We start from the raw sequence: 17473 nt of genomic DNA on the forward strand, positions 1-17473 counted from the left end.
AGGAAATCACGCTATGTTTATCGCGATATATCAGTTCAAAGTTAAAACCGGCCAGGAAGAAGCCTTCCGCCGTGCATGGCTCGCGCTAACCCAGGGCATTTATCTGCGCCGAGGCAGCCTGGGCTCGCGCCTGCATCTTGATGCCGAAGGGAATTATCTTGGCTACGCGCAATGGCCAGATCGCGCAACATGGGAAAAAGCCGGCAATATTTCCCTGGAGGAGCGTCACCTGCGGGCAAGAGAGCGTATGCGTGCAACGCTGCTCTCCGACGAAACCATTTTTGAAATGGAAGTGACGGATGATTATCTGCAAATCCGGCCGTTTGCATAGCAAGCGCCAGGGCTCAGGCTCGCTCCAATTTGATGATTGCGCCGCTTTACAGCAGGGCTATACTGCAAAAGAGAGGCATATTCCGCTTATGCCTCGCATTGCAGTGCCAGCCGCCCTTCAGGACGAATAAGGCGACAGCGGGCCATAAGTTGGCCTGAATATCTTACCCAACTGAATTCTAAAAGATTATATGAGCTATGCTTGATACAGGGCCCGCCGTTTGAGCAAGGCCCGTGAATAACGAGGGTGCGCTGATGACTACTTCAACACATGAAAAGGTTAAGGAAGATAAACGTCTGAGCGATGGACCGGACTGGACCTTCGAGCTGCTGCAGGTGTACCTGGAGCATATCGACCGCGTGGCCAAGCATTACGGGCTCGACACCTACCCGCATCAGATAGAGGTCATTACCTCCGAACAGATGATGGACGCCTATTCCAGCGTCGGCATGCCGATCAACTATACCCATTGGTCGTTCGGCAAAAAATTCATCGAAACCGAGCAGCGCTATAAGCACGGGCAACAAGGCCTGGCTTACGAAATCGTGATCAATTCCAACCCTTGCATCGCCTATCTGATGGAGGAGAACACCATCACCATGCAGGCGTTGGTCATGGCGCACGCCTGCTATGGGCACAACTCGTTCTTCAAAAATAACTATCTGTTCCGCAGCTGGACCGACGCCAGTTCGATCGTCGATTACCTGCTGTTCGCCCGCCACTACATCAGCCAGTGTGAAGAACGCTACGGCGTCGAAGAGGTTGAACGCCTGCTGGACTCCTGCCATGCGCTGATGAACTACGGCGTGGATCGCTACAAACGGCCGCAGAAAATTTCGCTGGTCGAAGAGAAGGCGCGACAAAAAAGCCGCGAAGAATATCTGCAAAGCCAGGTGAACACGCTGTGGAAGACCTTACCGCGGGTAGAACGTGAAGAAGCGCCGGAGCAGGCCCGCCGCTACCCGAGCGAACCGCAGGAAAATATTCTCTACTTTATGGAGAAAAACGCGCCGTTGCTGGAACCCTGGCAGCGTGAAGTGCTGCGTATCGTGCGCAAGGTGAGCCAGTATTTTTATCCGCAGAAGCAAACGCAGGTGATGAACGAAGGTTGGGCCACCTTCTGGCACTACAGCATTCTCAACCATCTGTACGACGAGGGCCGGGTTACCGAGCGGTTTATGCTGGAATTTTTGCATAGCCATACCAACGTGGTGTACCAGCCGCCGTACAACAGCCCGTATTACAACGGCATTAACCCCTACGCGCTGGGCTTCGCCATGTTCCAGGACATCAAGCGCATCTGCCAGTCGCCTACCGAAGAGGACCGCTATTGGTTCCCGGACATCGCCGGCAAAGACTGGCTGGAGACGCTGCACTTCGCCATGCGTGACTTCAAGGACGAAAGCTTCATCAGCCAGTTCCTGTCACCCAAGGTGATGCGCGATTTCCGGCTATTTACCGTGTTGGACGACGATCGCAACAACTACCTGGAGATAGCCGCCATCCATAACGAAGCCGGCTACCGGGCAATCCGGCAGGAGCTGTCGGCACAGTATAATCTGAGCAACCATGAGCCGAACATTCAGATCTGGAACGTGGATCTGCGCGGCGATCGTTCGCTGACGCTGCGCTATATCCCGCAGGAACGCGCGCCATTGGATAAAAGCCGCCGCGAAGTGCTGAAGCACCTGCACCGCCTGTGGGGTTTCGATATTATCCTGGAACAACAGAACGAAGACGGCAGCGTCGAACTGCTGGAGCGCTGCCCACCGCGGCCGGCGCCGCTGTAACCGCAGTTAAAACGACAAAGGGCGCCATTCGGCGCCCTTTTTTATCGGCAAAAGCGATTAACGACGCGCCTCGGTCAGATCGCTCGGCATCGTGCCCTGCATGCTCTGCCAGATGGCCCCGCTTTCTTTCCCGTAGTTACGCACGGTGTCCATCACCTGATCATGCAGCTTTTCGTGGCACAGGGTCGACAGCTTGCTGTAGAAGGTCAGCGCCAGCTTGCGCGCTTCCGGGTTGGAGAAATAGTAGCGGCCAACGCGGGTATACAGCCCTTTCAGGCCATTGAAGATCAGGCCGTAGATCGGGTTGCCGGAGGCAAACGCCAGACCGCGGAAGATTTCATAGTCCAGCAGGTTGAAGGCGTCCGCCTGGTCTTCTACCTCGCTCGCCTTCGCCAGCACTTCCTGCGCCTGCTCCGGGTGATTGCGCACTGCGGCGCGAATAAAGATCGCGGCGATGTTGGTGCGCACCGACAGCAAGTTGTCGATCAGCTGCGGCACGCTTTTATGATCGAGACGCGCCACGGTCTCAAGAATATTGAGGCCCGAGGTTTCCCAGAAATTATTTACTTTGGTCGGTTTGCCATGCTGAATGGTCAGCCAGCCATCGCGAGCCAGGCGTTGTAAAACCTCACGTAACGTGGTGCGCGTGACACCAATCAACTCTGAAAGCTCACGCTCCGCGGGCAAAATAGAGCCAGGGGGGAAGCGATTATTCCAAATACTCTCGATAATGTATTCTTCCGCGAAACCGGCAGGACTCTGCGCCTTTATGACCATGTGTTTGACGTTCCGTTGCGACGATAATCAGTAATAGTAGTCGGCTGATCATACCAGATCGCCATGGCATGACATAGCGTGAGCGAAAAACAAAAAACGAAAGTGTGCATAACGTGGCAAAAAATAGGCAAAAACGCCGTACGCGAGAAATTTATCGTCGTGAAACAAGCTTAGGTTGCACCTGCCCATGCGGCGTTGCTAGGGTACGGGCTAACGACTCAATTGATAAGGATGCATGACGGAAAATGGAAACAACCTTACGCAGCGCCCTGGTGAAAAACTTCCTTGGGCAATCACCAGGCTGGTACAAGCTGGCCATTATCGTCTTCTTATTGGTCAACCCGCTGGTGTTCTTTCTGGTCAGCCCGTTCCTTGCCGGCTGGCTGTTGGTGATTGAATTTATCTTTACCCTGGCGATGGCGCTAAAGTGTTACCCGCTGCTGCCCGGCGGCCTGCTGGCCATCGAAGCGGTGGCGATAGGCATGGCCCGCCCGGCTCAGGTGGCGGATGAGATCGCCCATAACCTGGAGGTGCTGCTGCTGCTGATCTTTATGGTGGCCGGCATCTACTTTATGAAACAGCTGTTGCTGTTCGTCTTCACCAAGCTGCTGCTCAATATCCGCTCCAAGATGCTGCTGTCGCTGGCCTTTTGCCTGGCGGCGGCGCTGCTGTCCGCCTTCCTCGATGCGCTGACGGTGGTCGCGGTTGTCATCAGCGTAGCCACAGGATTTTACTCGATCTATCACAATGTCACCTCCAACCGTGCGGATGGCGATATCGGCGATGACAGCGATTTCGCCTGCGACGAACGCAAGCAAACGCTGGAGCAATTTCGCGCCTTCTTGCGCAGCCTGTTGATGCATGCGGGCGTCGGCACCGCGCTGGGCGGCGTGATGACCATGGTCGGCGAGCCGCAAAACCTGATCATTGCCAAAAGCGCCGGATGGGGATTCGTCGACTTTTTCCTGCGCATGGCGCCGGTGACGTTGCCGGTGATGGTCTGCGGCTTACTGGTCTGTCTTTTTGTCGAGCGTTTCCGTCTGTTTGGCTACGGCGCGCAACTGCCTGAGCCCGTGCGTGAAGTGTTGAAGGAGTTCGACCGCAAAGCGACCGCCGGCCGCAGCAAACAGGAACAGGTTAAGCTGGTGATCCAAGCGCTGATCGGCGTATGGCTGGTGCTGGCGCTCGCGCTTCATCTGGCGGAAGTGGGTCTGATCGGCCTGTCGGTGATTATTCTGGCCACCTCGCTGTGCGGCGTGACCGATGAGCATGCCATCGGCAAAGCTTTCCAGGAAGCCTTACCCTTCACCGCGCTGCTGACGGTGTTCTTCACCGTGGTGGCGGTAATTATCGAGCAGCATCTGTTCAGCCCGGTGATCCAGTTTGTTCTGCAGGCCCCCCCGGCTTCGCAGTTAACGCTGTTTTATCTGTTTAACGGCCTGCTTTCTTCGGTCTCCGACAACGTATTTGTCGGCACGGTTTACATCAATGAAGCGCGCGCTGCCTTTGAGAGCGGCGCCGTTTCGCTGAAGCAGTTCGAAATGCTGGCGGTCGCCATCAATACCGGCACCAACCTGCCCTCGGTCGCCACGCCTAACGGCCAGGCGGCGTTTTTGTTCCTGCTGACTTCGGCGCTGGCGCCGCTGGTGCGCTTGTCCTACGGGCGTATGGTTTGGATGGCTTTGCCCTATACCCTGGTCTTGACCTTGGTCGGTTTGCTGTGCGTGCAATTCACCCTCGCGCCGGCTACCGAACTGCTGACCCAATGGCACTGGCTGGCGCTGCCGCAGCAAGAGGGGGCGGCCCATTGACCTGCATCCCGCTCCGCCGCCGGCGACTATTTTTGTGCTGAATCCGGCACAGGTGGCTGGCAGCGGGATTGAATTGGTTTACACTGCCTGTTCAATTGCTTACTGCATGGAAGAATAAATATATGTTGCAATTCTTTAACCGCTGCTCACAGGGCCGCGGTGCTTGGCTGCTCATGGCCCTGACTGCACTGGTGCTGGAATTAGTCGCACTTTATTTCCAGCACGTTATGCTGCTGCAGCCCTGTGTTATGTGCATCTATGAACGCTGCGCGCTGTTTGGCATTCTCGGCGCCTCGCTGGTCGGTGCCATTGCGCCGAAAACTCCGCTGCGCTACGTGGCGATCCTGCTGTGGATCTACAGCGCCTGGGAAGGCGTGCAGCTGGCATGGAAACACACCATGATCCAGCTGCATCCATCGCCGTTTAATACCTGCGATTTCTTCGTCAGCTTCCCATCCTGGCTGCCACTGGATAAATGGCTGCCGGCGGTGTTCCACGCCTCCGGCGACTGCTCCGTACGCCAATGGCAGTTCCTGACGCTGGAAATGCCGCAGTGGCTGGTGGGGATCTTTGCCGCTTATCTGCTGGTTGCTCTGGTGGTGTTGCTCGCGCAGTTCGTTCGGCCGCGCCGCCGCGATTTATTCGGGCGTTGATTGCCCGCTGATAAAAAACGGCGCCTCTGGGCGCCGTTTTTTTATGGGTTGCTGTAAATCTCAGAGGTTATTTGACCTCAGGTATGTGTAAGGTAATAAACGAGCACGATCAGTGCCCCAGCGACGGCAAACAGCCGGATCATTTTCATTGTTGTACTCTCGAATCAAACGGGAGAGCGGCCAAATTACCTAACTTATTGTGCAAAAAGAAGTATCCGGGTGCCATTCGGGACGTAATTTACATAACATTAAGTTTGCCACACGAATAGAGAGGGCTGCCATGAAAAACACGACGAACCGAGGTCAGCTCCCCCTACTTATGGATGCTTACAAAAAACTTACGGGATTGCATTAACGCACTGATGAAGTTCGCTGAATAAATCCTTATACTAACCGCAAGTTAGTAAATCCGATTTCCCTGGTGTTGTTGTGTGTCTTGCCCCTCATCTTTGCAGGGGCTTTTTTCGTTGCATTGGCGGCCGATCCGGCCCAATGGCCCTGCGACAAAATGCACACCGCCGCTATTCGCATCGTTAAAACCCTAATGAACTCGCGCCTGCAATTTACAATGCGGCAACCTTGAATAATCTGTTATTGAATTTGATTGTTCAATAACAAAACTCTCAAAATTAAATAATAAAAAATTCAATAATTAGAAAGTTCTTATTAATGAGTTCGAGATTTTGTTGCACCATTATAAAATCAGCCGGGTTTCTGGGCATTTCTGCATCCATCGGTTTAACGATCAGAAAATGACACTGGGAAAGACCAGCGTAGTGAATGGGCGTTAACCGTTCAACCTGCTGTAAAACAGCAACACATCTTAAAAAGGAGCTTTACATGAAGGAAATCACTAGTCAGGAAATTGCCTACGTATCAGGCGCAGGTCTGATATCCAATACGCTGGCTTTTGCTGGAGATGTTGTTATTGACGCTGTAAAAATTAGCAACGATGCATTAAATACCACGCTCATCTCATCCGTCGGCAAAACGTTCGACGCCGTGGGTTTGGGAAGCGTACATAATCTTGCGGACTCTCTGGGTTATGCCGCATTTAAAACCATCGCTGGCGTAGGTTCAGTATTGGGTGGCGATGCGAGCCGCATCGACTACCACTACGAGTGGGAATGGGGCGCCTAATTTTTTAGGATTTATTTAGCCTCTATTAAGACCTCTCAACGGACGTTGAGAGGTCTTTTTTAGTTCACAATGACTCAAATAGGGAAGAGTCTTTCAATCAACGGCGAACTGAATAACCGATGCGGATCATAACGGTTCAATATTGTTGATGCCTTGTTCCAGTCATTGCCGCCTGGCGCCCCCGCTCCCAAACTGGTTGGTATATTATTGCCGATAACAGAGCTATTCACCCAGGTGCCTTCCGGGGTATAGGCCCAACCTTTGCTCCACTCGACCCGCGTAGCGGCATAGTCGCCAGAAAAGTGTGAAAAGATCCAGGTTTCCATTTCCTGATAGAATTTATTGGCGTCCGGCGTGTCCGGCATGGTCAGGATGTCCAGCCAAACCGCAACGTCCCACTCCGGTTTTCCGGCGTGCGGGCGCAATGCGGAAAGCGCCGGCGCCATCGCCCCGGCGACAATGGACTCCGCAGGCTGATCCAGCCCCGTAACCCGGATCTCGATCGGGCCGTTCATCGGGTAGGAATTTTTGCTTTGGTAGGCCGCCACCATCTGATTGTACTTGGTCACAAAGTCGTACAACACGCTTTGCACGTTGGCGCGCTTGGTCAGGATGGCATAGCCGTTCGCCGTGACGCGCAGCGTCGAGGGCTTCACGTACAGCAGCAGGTCTTTGCTCCAGCCCCACAGATCGAAGCTCAGCGTAGCGCCCAGCCCCACGCTGACCAATTCCGCCTGCAGCTTGCCCAACGTAGGCGTCAGCTCCGGATGGCCATTGTTAATCTGTTTGATCACGTCTGAAATGGATTTTGGCAGGTTATCAGAGAATGGATAGTTGAATGGCGAATGGACGGGTTTGGAAACGTTTGGATACGAAGGCGTCTCGGTCCATATTTTCAACCAGGGGTTTTCCGTAAACGGGAACCAGATAGCCTCTGCCCGCCCACATTGATCCAAATAGTGGCTAAACGAGCGCTTGCCGGCAGCATCTTTGGCGAACAGCTCCGTCGCGGGAATATTGACATAGCTTTGGCAGCGCAACCGTTTATTGCGCGGCACCTGCATCGTCACTTCATAAATCAGCGCACGCCCCACGTGCACCATAAAGGCGGTGATATCCTGCTCGTTGCGCTGGAAGGTTTTCAGCACGTAGCTTTTACCGGCCTCATCCCACACGACGGCGGTCAGCGAGACAATGCTGTTGCTGAGCGAACCGAAGCTCCCGCCCGTCGGCAGGGTCTCGCCTTTCGCCGGCACGCAGGTACCGTGGCCGCCGATAGCCAGCACGCCGCCCAGGGTTAAATCGCCAGGGGCGGGATAAGCCAGAAAACCCAGTTTCTTTTTCTCGAGCTGGGTCAGCAAGTCTTCCATGAGAATGCCGGTTTGCGCCTTGAAAGTTCCATTTCCATTGGCTTCTATAATCGTCATCTTGTTTAACGACTTGGTCAAATCTACCAGCAAGACGTTGCCATTGTTCTCGCCGCCCGCAATGGTTAACTGTGACCAATTGTGTTTCATACCCAGCGGGCGCACCTTGTAGTTATTTTGGTAAGCCCAATTGACCACCTTCAGCAATTCATCTGAATTTGCCGGCGCGCAGGTAAGAATATGCCGACCTACAGTTTCCTGAGACCAGTTTGTAAAATCAGAATAATAAGATTTTATCGGTAAGGAGGGGGTTGCAACGGCACGGCTATTGGATTCGTTCATCATACACTGTTACTCCTTAACAGTTAATAATCGACACCTTCATCATGAAGGTCTTGAAAGTATTGTCGTTACCTCATCCAATCACTATCAGCATCGTCTTAATTTCAACTGCCGAAACAATTAGCCGCTGCGCCTGCCTAAAAATAAAAATATGGACCGCCATCGGGGTCTCGAACCCCGCACCTACAACTAAAATGGTCGCTTGCTCTTCCTGATGAGCTAATGGCGGTATGTAATGCATGATTTATTGCTGGGAAAATTACCATGATAGAGTTAATTTGTAATGGGAACTATCTGATTAGCAGTTTAAATGACTGAATGCACAGTTTTATTAAGAACTTTATTATTTACCGAGCGACGCGACGAGACTATATTTCCGTTGGTGCCCCGGCACAGAAAGAACCCTTGTCTGTTATTTTTCGCCGCCGAACGGCGGCTTTTTTCCTAAAACAGCGGGAAGCAACGTTAGGATAGGGATAATTCGCGACATGAGCGTATCTAAATGGATATTACTGATTATCGTGATGCTTTTTGTGTGGCTCGCCTACAACAACTGCGGCACAGGTTATCGCCGTTATCAGCCGATCGAGCTGAAGTCCGGAATTCATCCCCCTTCGGCGCCGCAGCACAACAGTGCGCCGCTGTGCTGAGCCGCCCCGCTTTCTTAGCGTGCCCAATCCGGCTTATTGAGGATGTGATCCTGCCAGTCCACCACTTCGCTCTCGCGCACCGCAATATGCCGCACCGTAATGCGCTCACCGTGCATGGCCGCCTTGGAGCCGCTGATCAGCGGGTGCCAAGAGAATAACGGCCTGCCCTCGCCTATCAGGCGGTAAGCGCAGGTTGGCGGCAACCAGTCGAAGGTGGTGAGGTTTTCACGCGTCAGCTTGATGCAGTCTTCTTCCAGCTCGAAGCGGCGCTCGTAGTTGCGGCACTGGCAAGATTTGATGTTGAGCTGGTTGCAGGCTACGTTGGTGAAATAAATCTCGTCGGTATCTTCGTCGATCAGCTTATTCAGACAGCATTGCCCGCAACCGTCGCACAGCGATTCCCACTCTTGTTCTGACATCTCCGCCAGCGTTTTCTGTTGCCAAAAAGGGAGTTGTGACATGTTAGCGTCCGGTTTAGGTAAATGAATAGATAACCTGCGTGCAGGTTTTGAGGCTGCACTATATAGACACTTTAGCAGCAGGATGCAAGCTTTGCCGCCGTTTATGCCGGCGGCAAAGTATCGGTCAAATCACGCGGGTGGTCAGCGATTTGCCGTTGAGGGTGACTTTCAGCATATCGCCGGAAACCATCGGGCCAACCCCCTGTGGGGTGCCGGTAAGGATAATGTCGCCCGCGCGCAGCGTGAAGAAGCGGCTCATATAGGCGATCAGCGGCAGGATCGGAGTGATCATGTCGCGGGTGTTGCCCTGCTGGCGTAGCTGATCGTTGACCGTCAACGACAGCTCGGCGTTTTGCGCATCGCCAAATTCGGCCACTGGGATAAACCCGGACATCGGGCAGGAGCCGTCGAAGGCCTTGGCTTTTTCCCACGGCTGACCGGCCTTTTTGAAACCGGCCTGCAGCTCGCGCAGCGTCAGATCGAGCGCCACGCCGTAGCCGGCGATCGCCCGCGCGACGCGGTCTTCGTTAGCCTGCTTCAGCGGCGTGCCAATCAGCACCGCCAGCTCAACCTCATGGTGAACCGAACCGTATTCTTTCGGGATCGCCACCGGTTGGCGAATATCGCACAGCGCCGTTTCCGGTTTGATAAACACCACCGGCTCGGCGGAGGTCGCACTGCCCATTTCCTTGATGTGATCGGCGTAGTTGCTGCCGACGCAGACCACCTTGTTGACCGGGAAATCGAGCAATGCCCCCTGCCAGTCTCTATGTTGATACATACCGCTTCTCCCTACAAAAATGCAGGGGCTTAGCATGCTAAGCCCGTTATTGGCGGCTGGACGTTGTCTGCCGCGACGCATTGCCGGCGGCTGCGCGGTTTTTCAGCGCCCGATACCGTCCGCCATCAAACCCACACCGATCGCAAAATAGTAAGAGCTATTCCAGTGCATGATAGTTCGGAAATTATCATAGACCAGAAAGGCGCGCCCCTGCATACCATCCGGTGCGATAACCCAGCCCCGCTGGCGTGCCTGCGGCAAGGCGCCGCCGTCCGCACGCCGCACGCCGCGTTTTTGCCAGGCATCGACGCTGCGCGCCTGGCTATCTTTCAGCCCCAGCAGCGCGCTGTCGAAGCCGGCCGGCAATCGCACCTCTCGGCCCCAGCCGACGCTCGGCTGCCAGCCCTCGGTAGCCAGGTAGTTGGCGGTGGAGGCGAATACGTCGTCGCGGTTATGCCAGATGTCGATGCGGCCATCACCGTCGCCGTCCACCGCATAGCGCAGAAACGACGTCGGCATAAACTGGCATTGCCCCATAGCACCGGCCCAAGAGCCTTTCAACGGCCCCTCGCCGGCATGCCCCTGTTCGACAATCTTCAGCGCAGCCATCAGCTGCCGGCTGAAGAACGCCTCGCGGCGGCCCTCGAACGCCAGCGTCGCCAACGCCGACACCACGTCTTCCCGCCCCTGAATCTTGCCGAAGGCGCTTTCCATGCCCCAAAGCGCGATAATGTAGCGGCCGGGTACCCGGTAGCGTGCGGTAACCTGCGCCAACTGCGGATGATAGCGCCGCGCCAGCTCACGCCCCTGGCGCACCTTGGCCGCCGGGATTACGCGCCGCAGATAATCGTCGAGGGTAATCTTGCTTTCCGGCTGGTTGCGATCGGCCCTGATCACCCGATCGATAACGTGCACCTGGGCAAAGGCGCGATCGATTGTCGCCTGGCTGATGCCTTGCGCCCGCGCCTGCCGCTTCAGCTGTTCGACGTAGGCGGGAAACTGCGCCGGATCACGCCCGGCGGCCGCCAGGAGCGTTTGTTGCGCGCCGGAGGGCTGAGCCGCATTCGCGCCGCAGCCCATCGTCAGCAACAGGGCCAACGCTATCTTTGCCGGGGTTCTCATCGCGCCCTCCGCTCCGTTTAGCGTCTTGCCGTCGGGTTATTCGTTGTCGCCCGACAGATGTTGATTCAGCAGATTTTCCACCGGCAGCGGGAACTGCAGGTAGTAGCCTTCGTCTTTCAGCGCCTGCTTCACTTTCTCAATATCCGCCGAAGCCAGTTTTTTGCGCTCATCAAGCGACAGCATCATCGCCAACTGCGGCGTACCGAAACTTTTCAGCAAGTCTTCCGGCACGCGAGAGAAATCGTCTTTTTTTTCGACATAAAGATAAGTTTGATCGCGTTTCGAGCTTCTATAGATCACACAAAGCATTTTTTTAACTCTATTTAATTGAGGCAGCGTCTTGCCTGGATATAACTCTGACTATAACATGCTTATAGTACATCGGAATATCGCACCCCGAGTGGTATTCCGGGGATTTAAGTTGCTGAGACTGAGTCAGGATAGATGTCACAATCGCCAATTGAGCTAAAAGGCAGCAGTTTTACCCTATCGGTTGTTCATTTGCATAATTCAGAACCCGAGGTAATACGTCAGGCGTTATTGGAAAAAGTGGAGCAAGCGCCCGCCTTTTTGAAGAACGCCCCTGTTGTTATCAACGTAGCAACGCTGAACGGCGATGCGAACTGGAAAGAACTTCAACAGGCTGTCGCGGCAGCAGGTCTGCGCGTTGTAGGTATCAGCGGTTGCAGAGATGAGCGGCAAAAGCGTGCGATAGCCCGGGCTGGGCTGCCGCTGCTGAGCGAAGGCAAAGGGCAGAAAATGGCCGCACCGGAGCCGGCGCCCGCGCCCGCCCCGGTGGTGGAAAACGCCCCCGCCAAGACGCGCATCATCAGTACCCCTGTCCGTTCCGGCCAACAGATTTATGCCCGCAACAGCGATCTGATTGTGACCAGCAGCGTCAGCGCCGGTGCTGAAATAATTGCCGACGGCAATATTCACATCTACGGCATGATGCGCGGTCGCGCACTGGCTGGCGCTTCAGGCGATACGCAGTGTCAGATTTTTTGCACGCACCTGGGTGCTGAGCTAGTCTCTATCGCAGGGCAGTACTGGTTGAGCGACCAAATCCCGTCCGACTTCGTCGGGCAGGCAGTACGACTCAGCCTGTTGGATAACGCTTTAACCATACAACCTTTAAATTAAGCCCTTTTGACAAGGAATCCATTTCATGGCACGCATTATTGTTGTTACATCGGGTAAAGGGGGCGTTGGCAAGACCACTTCAAGCGCGGCGATCGCTACCGGCCTGGCCCAGAAAGGCAAGAAAACCGTAGTGATCGATTTCGATATCGGCCTGCGTAACCTTGACCTGATCATGGGCTGTGAACGCCGGGTGGTTTACGATTTCGTTAACGTTATTCAGGGTGACGCCACGCTGAATCAGGCGTTAATCAAAGACAAACGCACTGAAAACCTGTATATCCTGCCGGCTTCGCAAACGCGCGACAAAGACGCGCTGACTCGTGAAGGCGTTGAGAAAATCCTCAACGATTTGGGCGAGATGGATTTCGACTTTGTGGTCTGCGACTCTCCGGCCGGCATTGAAACCGGCGCGCTGATGGCGCTGTATTTCGCCGATGAAGCCATCATCACCACCAACCCGGAAGTCTCCTCGGTACGTGACTCTGACCGTATCCTGGGCATTCTGTCCTCCAAGTCTCGCCGCGCCGAGAAAGGCGAATCGCCGATCAAGGAACACCTGCTGCTGACCCGTTATAACCCGGGCCGCGTCAGCCGTGGCGACATGCTGAGCATGGAAGACGTATTGGAAATTCTGCGCATTCCGCTGGTCGGCGTGATCCCTGAAGACCAGTCCGTGCTGCGCGCGTCCAACCAGGGCGAGCCTGTTATCCTTGATGCCGAGTCAGATGCCGGTAAGGCCTATGACGATACCGTTAGCCGCTTGTTAGGAGAAGACCGCCCATTCCGCTTCATTGAAGAAGAGAAGAAGGGTTTCCTGAAACGCCTTTTTGGGGGATAAACCATGGCCTTATTAGACTTCTTTCTGTCCCGCAAAAAACAGACAGCCAATATAGCCAAGGAACGGCTGCAAATTATCGTCGCAGAGCGTCGTCGCGGGGACAGTGAGCCCCCGTATCTGCCTGATTTGAAACGCGATATTCTGGCGGTAATTTGCAAATACATTCAGATCGACCCTGAAATGCTGCACGTGCAGTTCGAGCAGAAAGGGGATGATATTTCGGTGCTTGAGCTCAACGTGACATTGCCGGAATCGGAAGAAGCAGCTAAATGATTGCGACGCATTAATTACCCCCTGTATATTTTATACAGGGGGTAACTGTATGCACATCCAGCCATTAATCGACAAAACCACCAAATAATGGCTTTTTGCCCTTTGAGACTAATCCCAATTAATCTTGCGGCAATGTCGTCTAAAGTAAATCTTGGCCAGCTATTTACCCCATTCGTTATTTCACAGCAATAATCAGAGCAGCGTATCCTTACCCTGCCCCAATTTTATCCGCGATTAATAATGCTTCAGGATTTCCTGCAGCGGCGCCGTTAATAGATCGCCGCGCCAGCCGCTGATTAATTCCGGTTGGCTGTCGTTTTCTTTCAGTTTCCAATGCCAGTTCAGCAGCTGATTTATCTGCCGGCGCGAGGCCAACAGCTCACTGCTCAACCCGCTTTGCTCGCTGACGACCAGGATCGCCGCTTTGATATCCTTGAACACCTTCTTGTAGCCCGGCTGGTCGATCAGGTTGCCCAGCGGCTTGGGCAGGGCCGATTCGTCCAGCGCGGCGGCTTCCGCCACCAGCGCCACCAGCGTTTTGCCATGGTAGCGAATCTCCGGCCCGCTCAGGCCCAGCGATTCCAGTTCGCCCAGCGATGTCGGCATATAGCGCGCCACCTGCCAGAGATTCTCTTCGCGTACCACAAAATTCACCGCCAGATCGCGTTCACGCGCCTGACGCAGCCGCCACTCGGCCAGCTTCTGCAAACACCCGAGCTGGCGTGGGCGCAGTTGCCAGGCATTGGTGATTTCGCGGTAGGCCAATTCCGGCGCCAGGGTCTCACTGCGGCGCTGGCACAGCAGCAGGCATTCGTTGGCGGCGGCGGCGGTCCAGCCGGCCTCTTCGGTCTCCTGCACCAAGCGTTTCGCCATCGGCAGCAGATAGAACACGTCGGCCGCCGCATACGCGCACTGTTTTTCCGTCAGCGGGCGCGCCAGCCAGTCGGTACGAGATTCGCTCTTGTCCAGCTCGACCTGCATATACTCCGCTACCAGCGTGGCAAAACCGCACGACAGCGGCCGGCCGGTAAAGGCCGCCAGGATCTGAGTGTCAACCAACGGAGTCGGCAGCGTCTTGAAGGCGTTGAGAAACACCTCCAGATCCTCGCTGCCGGCGTGCAGGAACTTGACCACGTCGGTGTCGGCCAGCAGCTCGATAAACGGCTGCCATTGTTTGATCGGCAGAGGATCGATCAGGGAAAGCTGCTCACCGTCGTAGAGCTGAATCAAGCCAAGCTGCGGGTAGTAGGTGCGCGTTCTGACAAACTCGGTGTCCAACGCTATCTGGGCGTGCTTTCTCGCCTGTTCGCAGACCTGCTGCAATCCGGCATCGGTAGTGATCAACTGATAATTCAAAACGTCATTCTCTTATATGATTCAAACACAACAACGCCGGCATTCACCGGCGTTGTTGATCAGTAAGGCGAGAAGCCATCACCTAGGCGGCGGCATCGGCCGGCTTCGGTGATTTTTGCTCATCGCGCAATTCTCGCCGCAAAATTTTGCCGACGTTCGATTTCGGCAGCTCGTCGCGGAACTCAACAATTTTAGGCACTTTATACCCAGTCAGGTGGCGGCGGCAATGGGTCAGTAACTCTTCTTTGGTCAGCGAAGCGTCTTTCTTCACCACGCAAATTTTCACCGCTTCGCCGGAAACCTCACTCGGCACGCCAATCGCCGCACACTCCAGCACTTTCGGATGCTGGCTGACCACATCTTCGATCTCATTCGGATAAACGTTGAAACCGGACACCAGGATCATATCTTTCTTACGGTCGACGATGCGCACAAAACCCTGCTCGTCCACGGTAACCACGTCCCCGGTCGCCAACCACCCCTCTTTCAGTACTTCGTCGGTAGCTTCCGGCCGCTGCCAGTAGCCTAACATAACTTGCGGCCCTTTGACCCACAGTTCGCCCGGCTCGCCCACGGGCACGTCCTGGCCATTGTCATCCACCAGGCGGATGTCGGTCGACGGCACCGGCAGCCCGATGCTGCCGCTGTAGTGTTTCAGGTCATAAGGATTGCCCGACACCAGCGGCGCACACTCGGTCAGGCCGTAACCTTCCAGCAGGTGCTTGCCGGTGACCTTTTCCCATCTGTCCGCCACCGCTTTTTGCACCGACATCCCGCCGCCGACGGAGAAACGCAGCGTGGAAAAGTCGAGTTTATGGAAGTCTTCGTTATTCAACAGCGCGTTGAACAGGGTGTTAACGCCGCTCATGGCGGTGAAGGGATATTTGCCCAGCTCTTTTACCAGCCCGGGAATGTCACGCGGGTTGGTGATCAGCAGGTTGCGGCCCCCCAGTTCGATAAACAGCAGACAGTTCACCGTCAGGGCAAAGATGTGGTACAGGGGCAACGCCGTGACTACCAGGTCTTGCCCCTCGCGGAACAGCGGCATATAGGCGGCCTTGGCCTGCTCCAGGTTGGCCTGCATGTTGCGGTGCGTCAGCATCGCGCCTTTCGCCACCCCGGTCGTGCCGCCGGTGTACTGCAGGAAAGCCAGATCGGAATTGATGATGTCCGGTTTGACGTACTGCAGGCGACGGCCGCGCTGCAGCGCGCTGCGAAACGAGATAGCCGCGGGCAGGTTATACTTTGGCACCAGCCGCTTGATGTACTTCACCACAAAGTTGACCAGCGTGCCTTTGGCGGCCGAGAGCTGATCGCCCATACGCGTGAGGATCACATGTTTCACCTGGGTGTTGAACACCACTTTTTCCAGCGTATGGGCAAAATTGGAGACGATCACGATGGCGCTGGCGCCGCTGTCGTTCAGCTGGTGCTCCAGCTCTCGCGGCGTATACAGCGGGTTGACGTTAACCACCACCATTCCGGCGCGCAAGACGCCGAACAGCGCGATCGGATACTGCAGCAGGTTAGGCATCATCAGCGCGACGCGATCACCCTTCTTCAGGCCCAGTTCATTTTGCAGGTAAGCCGCAAAAGCGCGGCTGCGTTCCTCCAGCTTGCGGAAGGTCATCACCTCGCCCATGTTGATAAACGCGGGCTGATCGGCGTAGCGCTGTACCGCGCTCTCGAACATCTCGATCAATGATGAATAACGATCGGCATCGATCTCTGCGGGAACATCTGCCGGGTACCGTTTTAACCAGACCTTATCCAAGGTATTACTCCTGAAATCATTACTAATTATCATCGCAGCCCCTAAACTCGCAGCCTAACCATAACAATATTTTAACTCAGCAGACCAGTTCGGGTTTTAAACATTATTCAGGTTGCGATGTACGTCACTAATTGCCGGCATTTCCCTTTGCCAAAAAGAAAAGGCGGCCGGAGCCGCCCTGTCAAAAATTATTCACATCAAGCGTTTTCTACTCGGTAACGATGGTTTGCACCTGCGCTGGGCCCGGGCTATACCAGCCATAGCCGGCGCCCCAGCCAGGGCCCCACGGGCCGCCGCGCCAGCCCCATGGCCCCATAGGCGCAGGCGGCATCATCACCTGCTGCACCAGATGCCAGCGTTTATAACCGGTGACGTTCATCGTCACGAAGCGGTACGGCGTGGTGCCAATCTTGCCGTCTTTCAGGCCGGTAATCGACCCGACTACCGTCACCAGCTGGCCTTTGAAGTCGACGGGCTCCAGGAATCCGTTCACCGTGGCCAACAGGCGGCCGCGCGAGGGTTCACCCAGCATCGGGCGAGCGCCGGAGTCCAGCGGCACCGCGGCGATTTCCAGCACCGTACGCCCCTGTTCATTGGCGACGTTCACCACGGTGCCGCCGAAGCGCGCCTCTGCGCCGATAAACATGTTCGGCGTATTCTGTACCGATGACAACTGCATCACCGGCGTGGCGGTAGACCCCTTGATGGCGTCCGGCACCGTTACGCAGCCGGTCAACGCCAGCGCGCCGCAGGCGATAGCCAGCAGCGACAGTCTTTTACTTGCAGTGCGGGTTAACATGGGTCGCAATCTCCTGAAATACCTGTAACTTCGACCGCAACTCGGCGTGCAAGTTGCACTGCGCC

The 17473-nt window shown here is 55.3% G+C and carries 18 protein-coding genes and 1 tRNA gene; 9 read left to right on the forward strand and 10 right to left on the reverse strand.

Annotated features, from left to right (window positions below; all coding sequences use genetic code 11):
* Nucleotides 1-13 precede the first annotated feature (13 nt).
* Both KHA73_RS13555 and KHA73_RS13560 read left to right on the forward strand, forming a co-directional pair.
* A complete protein-coding gene (locus KHA73_RS13555) occupies nucleotides 14-331 on the forward strand; it encodes an antibiotic biosynthesis monooxygenase family protein (protein ID WP_234584858.1) in 318 nt (105 codons plus the stop codon).
* Nucleotides 332-585: 254 nt separating this feature from the next.
* On the forward strand, nucleotides 586-2121 hold the full coding sequence (locus KHA73_RS13560; RefSeq protein WP_234584859.1) for a SpoVR family protein: 1536 nt from the start codon (nucleotides 586-588) through the stop codon (nucleotides 2119-2121).
* Between the two features lie 57 nt (nucleotides 2122-2178).
* Here the strand turns inward: KHA73_RS13560 and fadR are convergent, their stop codons facing one another.
* Nucleotides 2179-2898, reverse strand: coding sequence for a fatty acid metabolism transcriptional regulator FadR (gene fadR / locus KHA73_RS13565; RefSeq protein WP_234584860.1), 720 nt, complete (start codon nucleotides 2896-2898; stop codon nucleotides 2179-2181).
* Between the two features lie 245 nt (nucleotides 2899-3143).
* Here fadR and nhaB point away from each other — a divergent pair, with 245 nt between their 5' ends.
* From nhaB to KHA73_RS13580, 3 genes are all read left to right on the forward strand, one after another.
* Nucleotides 3144-4709, forward strand: a complete 1566-nt coding sequence (nhaB, locus tag KHA73_RS13570; protein ID WP_234584861.1) for a sodium/proton antiporter NhaB — start codon at nucleotides 3144-3146, stop codon at nucleotides 4707-4709.
* Between the two features lie 122 nt (nucleotides 4710-4831).
* Nucleotides 4832-5362, forward strand: a complete 531-nt coding sequence (dsbB, locus tag KHA73_RS13575) for a disulfide bond formation protein DsbB (protein ID WP_234584862.1) — start codon at nucleotides 4832-4834, stop codon at nucleotides 5360-5362.
* Between the two features lie 840 nt (nucleotides 5363-6202).
* A complete protein-coding gene (locus KHA73_RS13580; protein ID WP_234584863.1) occupies nucleotides 6203-6502 on the forward strand; it encodes a hypothetical protein in 300 nt (99 codons plus the stop codon).
* Nucleotides 6503-6576: 74 nt separating this feature from the next.
* Here KHA73_RS13580 and KHA73_RS13585 read toward each other — a convergent pair whose 3' ends face one another.
* Nucleotides 6577-8214: a cholesterol oxidase substrate-binding domain-containing protein gene (locus KHA73_RS13585; RefSeq protein WP_252960550.1), complete on the reverse strand. Its 1638-nt coding sequence runs from the start codon at nucleotides 8212-8214 to the stop codon at nucleotides 6577-6579.
* Nucleotides 8215-8363: 149 nt separating this feature from the next.
* Nucleotides 8364-8440: transfer RNA gene (locus KHA73_RS13590), tRNA-OTHER, on the reverse strand.
* A 259-nt stretch (nucleotides 8441-8699) separates the two neighbouring features.
* On the opposite strand from KHA73_RS13590, the gene KHA73_RS13595 reads away from it, so the two are divergent.
* Nucleotides 8700-8861, forward strand: a complete 162-nt coding sequence (locus KHA73_RS13595; RefSeq protein ID WP_234584864.1) for a hypothetical protein — start codon at nucleotides 8700-8702, stop codon at nucleotides 8859-8861.
* A 14-nt stretch (nucleotides 8862-8875) separates the two neighbouring features.
* On the opposite strand, the gene KHA73_RS13600 is transcribed toward KHA73_RS13595, so the two are convergent.
* The 4 genes from KHA73_RS13600 to KHA73_RS13615 all read right to left on the reverse strand — a co-directional run bounded on the left by KHA73_RS13600 (nucleotide 8876) and on the right by KHA73_RS13615 (nucleotide 11534).
* Nucleotides 8876-9322 (reverse strand): YcgN family cysteine cluster protein, encoded by a 447-nt coding sequence (locus KHA73_RS13600; RefSeq protein WP_234584865.1) that lies wholly within the window; start codon nucleotides 9320-9322, stop codon nucleotides 8876-8878.
* A 124-nt stretch (nucleotides 9323-9446) separates the two neighbouring features.
* Nucleotides 9447-10103: a fumarylacetoacetate hydrolase family protein gene (locus KHA73_RS13605; RefSeq protein WP_234584866.1), complete on the reverse strand. Its 657-nt coding sequence runs from the start codon at nucleotides 10101-10103 to the stop codon at nucleotides 9447-9449.
* A 102-nt stretch (nucleotides 10104-10205) separates the two neighbouring features.
* A complete protein-coding gene (locus KHA73_RS13610) occupies nucleotides 10206-11183 on the reverse strand; it encodes a lytic murein transglycosylase (protein ID WP_234591272.1) in 978 nt (325 codons plus the stop codon).
* Nucleotides 11184-11261: 78 nt separating this feature from the next.
* Nucleotides 11262-11534: a YcgL domain-containing protein gene (locus tag KHA73_RS13615; RefSeq protein WP_234584868.1), complete on the reverse strand. Its 273-nt coding sequence runs from the start codon at nucleotides 11532-11534 to the stop codon at nucleotides 11262-11264.
* A 135-nt stretch (nucleotides 11535-11669) separates the two neighbouring features.
* Between KHA73_RS13615 and minC the strand changes: the two genes are divergently transcribed.
* Genes minC through minE form a run of 3 tightly spaced genes read left to right on the forward strand, consistent with a single transcriptional unit; the run spans nucleotide 11670 to nucleotide 13479 of the window.
* Complete coding sequence (gene minC, locus KHA73_RS13620; protein ID WP_234584869.1) at nucleotides 11670-12368, forward strand: septum site-determining protein MinC; 699 nt, start codon at nucleotides 11670-11672, stop codon at nucleotides 12366-12368.
* Nucleotides 12369-12393: 25 nt separating this feature from the next.
* Entirely contained in the window at nucleotides 12394-13206 is an 813-nt protein-coding gene (minD, locus tag KHA73_RS13625) for a septum site-determining protein MinD (RefSeq protein ID WP_234584870.1), read from the forward strand.
* Nucleotides 13207-13209: 3 nt separating this feature from the next.
* Nucleotides 13210-13479 carry a cell division topological specificity factor MinE gene (gene minE / locus KHA73_RS13630; RefSeq protein WP_004932303.1) on the forward strand — a complete coding sequence of 90 codons (270 nt, stop codon included), beginning with the start codon at nucleotides 13210-13212 and terminating at the stop codon, nucleotides 13477-13479.
* A 234-nt stretch (nucleotides 13480-13713) separates the two neighbouring features.
* On the opposite strand, the gene rnd is transcribed toward minE, so the two are convergent.
* The 3 genes from rnd to KHA73_RS13645 form a co-directional block, all read right to left on the reverse strand.
* On the reverse strand, nucleotides 13714-14835 hold the full coding sequence (gene rnd / locus KHA73_RS13635) for a ribonuclease D (RefSeq protein WP_234584871.1): 1122 nt from the start codon (nucleotides 14833-14835) through the stop codon (nucleotides 13714-13716).
* Nucleotides 14836-14917: 82 nt separating this feature from the next.
* Nucleotides 14918-16609 carry a long-chain-fatty-acid--CoA ligase FadD gene (fadD, locus tag KHA73_RS13640; protein ID WP_234584872.1) on the reverse strand — a complete coding sequence of 564 codons (1692 nt, stop codon included), beginning with the start codon at nucleotides 16607-16609 and terminating at the stop codon, nucleotides 14918-14920.
* Between the two features lie 208 nt (nucleotides 16610-16817).
* Nucleotides 16818-17408 carry a Slp family lipoprotein gene (locus KHA73_RS13645; protein WP_234584873.1) on the reverse strand — a complete coding sequence of 197 codons (591 nt, stop codon included), beginning with the start codon at nucleotides 17406-17408 and terminating at the stop codon, nucleotides 16818-16820.
* Between the last annotated feature and the right edge of the window lie 65 nt (nucleotides 17409-17473).

Origin of the sequence: Serratia entomophila (assembly GCF_021462285.1) — a bacterium.
Taxonomy (GTDB): Bacteria; Pseudomonadota; Gammaproteobacteria; order Enterobacterales; family Enterobacteriaceae; genus Serratia; species Serratia entomophila.

What these genes read in the sequence shown, in the direction of transcription:
- KHA73_RS13615 (WP_234584868.1), bottom strand. Translation starts at nt 11,534, where the DNA reads ATGCTTTGTGTGATCTATAGAAGCTCGAAACGCGATCAAACTTATCTT.
- minC (WP_234584869.1), top strand. Translation starts at nt 11,670, where the DNA reads ATGTCACAATCGCCAATTGAGCTAAAAGGCAGCAGTTTTACCCTATCG.
- KHA73_RS13600 (WP_234584865.1), bottom strand. Translation starts at nt 9,322, where the DNA reads ATGTCACAACTCCCTTTTTGGCAACAGAAAACGCTGGCGGAGATGTCA.
- KHA73_RS13580 (WP_234584863.1), top strand. Translation starts at nt 6,203, where the DNA reads ATGAAGGAAATCACTAGTCAGGAAATTGCCTACGTATCAGGCGCAGGT.
- minD (WP_234584870.1), top strand. Translation starts at nt 12,394, where the DNA reads ATGGCACGCATTATTGTTGTTACATCGGGTAAAGGGGGCGTTGGCAAG.
- minE (WP_004932303.1), top strand. Translation starts at nt 13,210, where the DNA reads ATGGCCTTATTAGACTTCTTTCTGTCCCGCAAAAAACAGACAGCCAAT.
- KHA73_RS13585 (WP_252960550.1), bottom strand. Translation starts at nt 8,214, where the DNA reads ATGATGAACGAATCCAATAGCCGTGCCGTTGCAACCCCCTCCTTACCG.
- dsbB (WP_234584862.1), top strand. Translation starts at nt 4,832, where the DNA reads ATGTTGCAATTCTTTAACCGCTGCTCACAGGGCCGCGGTGCTTGGCTG.
- KHA73_RS13605 (WP_234584866.1), bottom strand. Translation starts at nt 10,103, where the DNA reads ATGTATCAACATAGAGACTGGCAGGGGGCATTGCTCGATTTCCCGGTC.
- KHA73_RS13560 (WP_234584859.1), top strand. Translation starts at nt 586, where the DNA reads ATGACTACTTCAACACATGAAAAGGTTAAGGAAGATAAACGTCTGAGC.
- KHA73_RS13610 (WP_234591272.1), bottom strand. Translation starts at nt 11,183, where the DNA reads ATGGGCTGCGGCGCGAATGCGGCTCAGCCCTCCGGCGCGCAACAAACG.
- fadR (WP_234584860.1), bottom strand. Translation starts at nt 2,898, where the DNA reads ATGGTCATAAAGGCGCAGAGTCCTGCCGGTTTCGCGGAAGAATACATT.
- KHA73_RS13645 (WP_234584873.1), bottom strand. Translation starts at nt 17,408, where the DNA reads ATGTTAACCCGCACTGCAAGTAAAAGACTGTCGCTGCTGGCTATCGCC.
- KHA73_RS13555 (WP_234584858.1), top strand. Translation starts at nt 14, where the DNA reads ATGTTTATCGCGATATATCAGTTCAAAGTTAAAACCGGCCAGGAAGAA.
- KHA73_RS13595 (WP_234584864.1), top strand. Translation starts at nt 8,700, where the DNA reads ATGAGCGTATCTAAATGGATATTACTGATTATCGTGATGCTTTTTGTG.
- nhaB (WP_234584861.1), top strand. Translation starts at nt 3,144, where the DNA reads ATGGAAACAACCTTACGCAGCGCCCTGGTGAAAAACTTCCTTGGGCAA.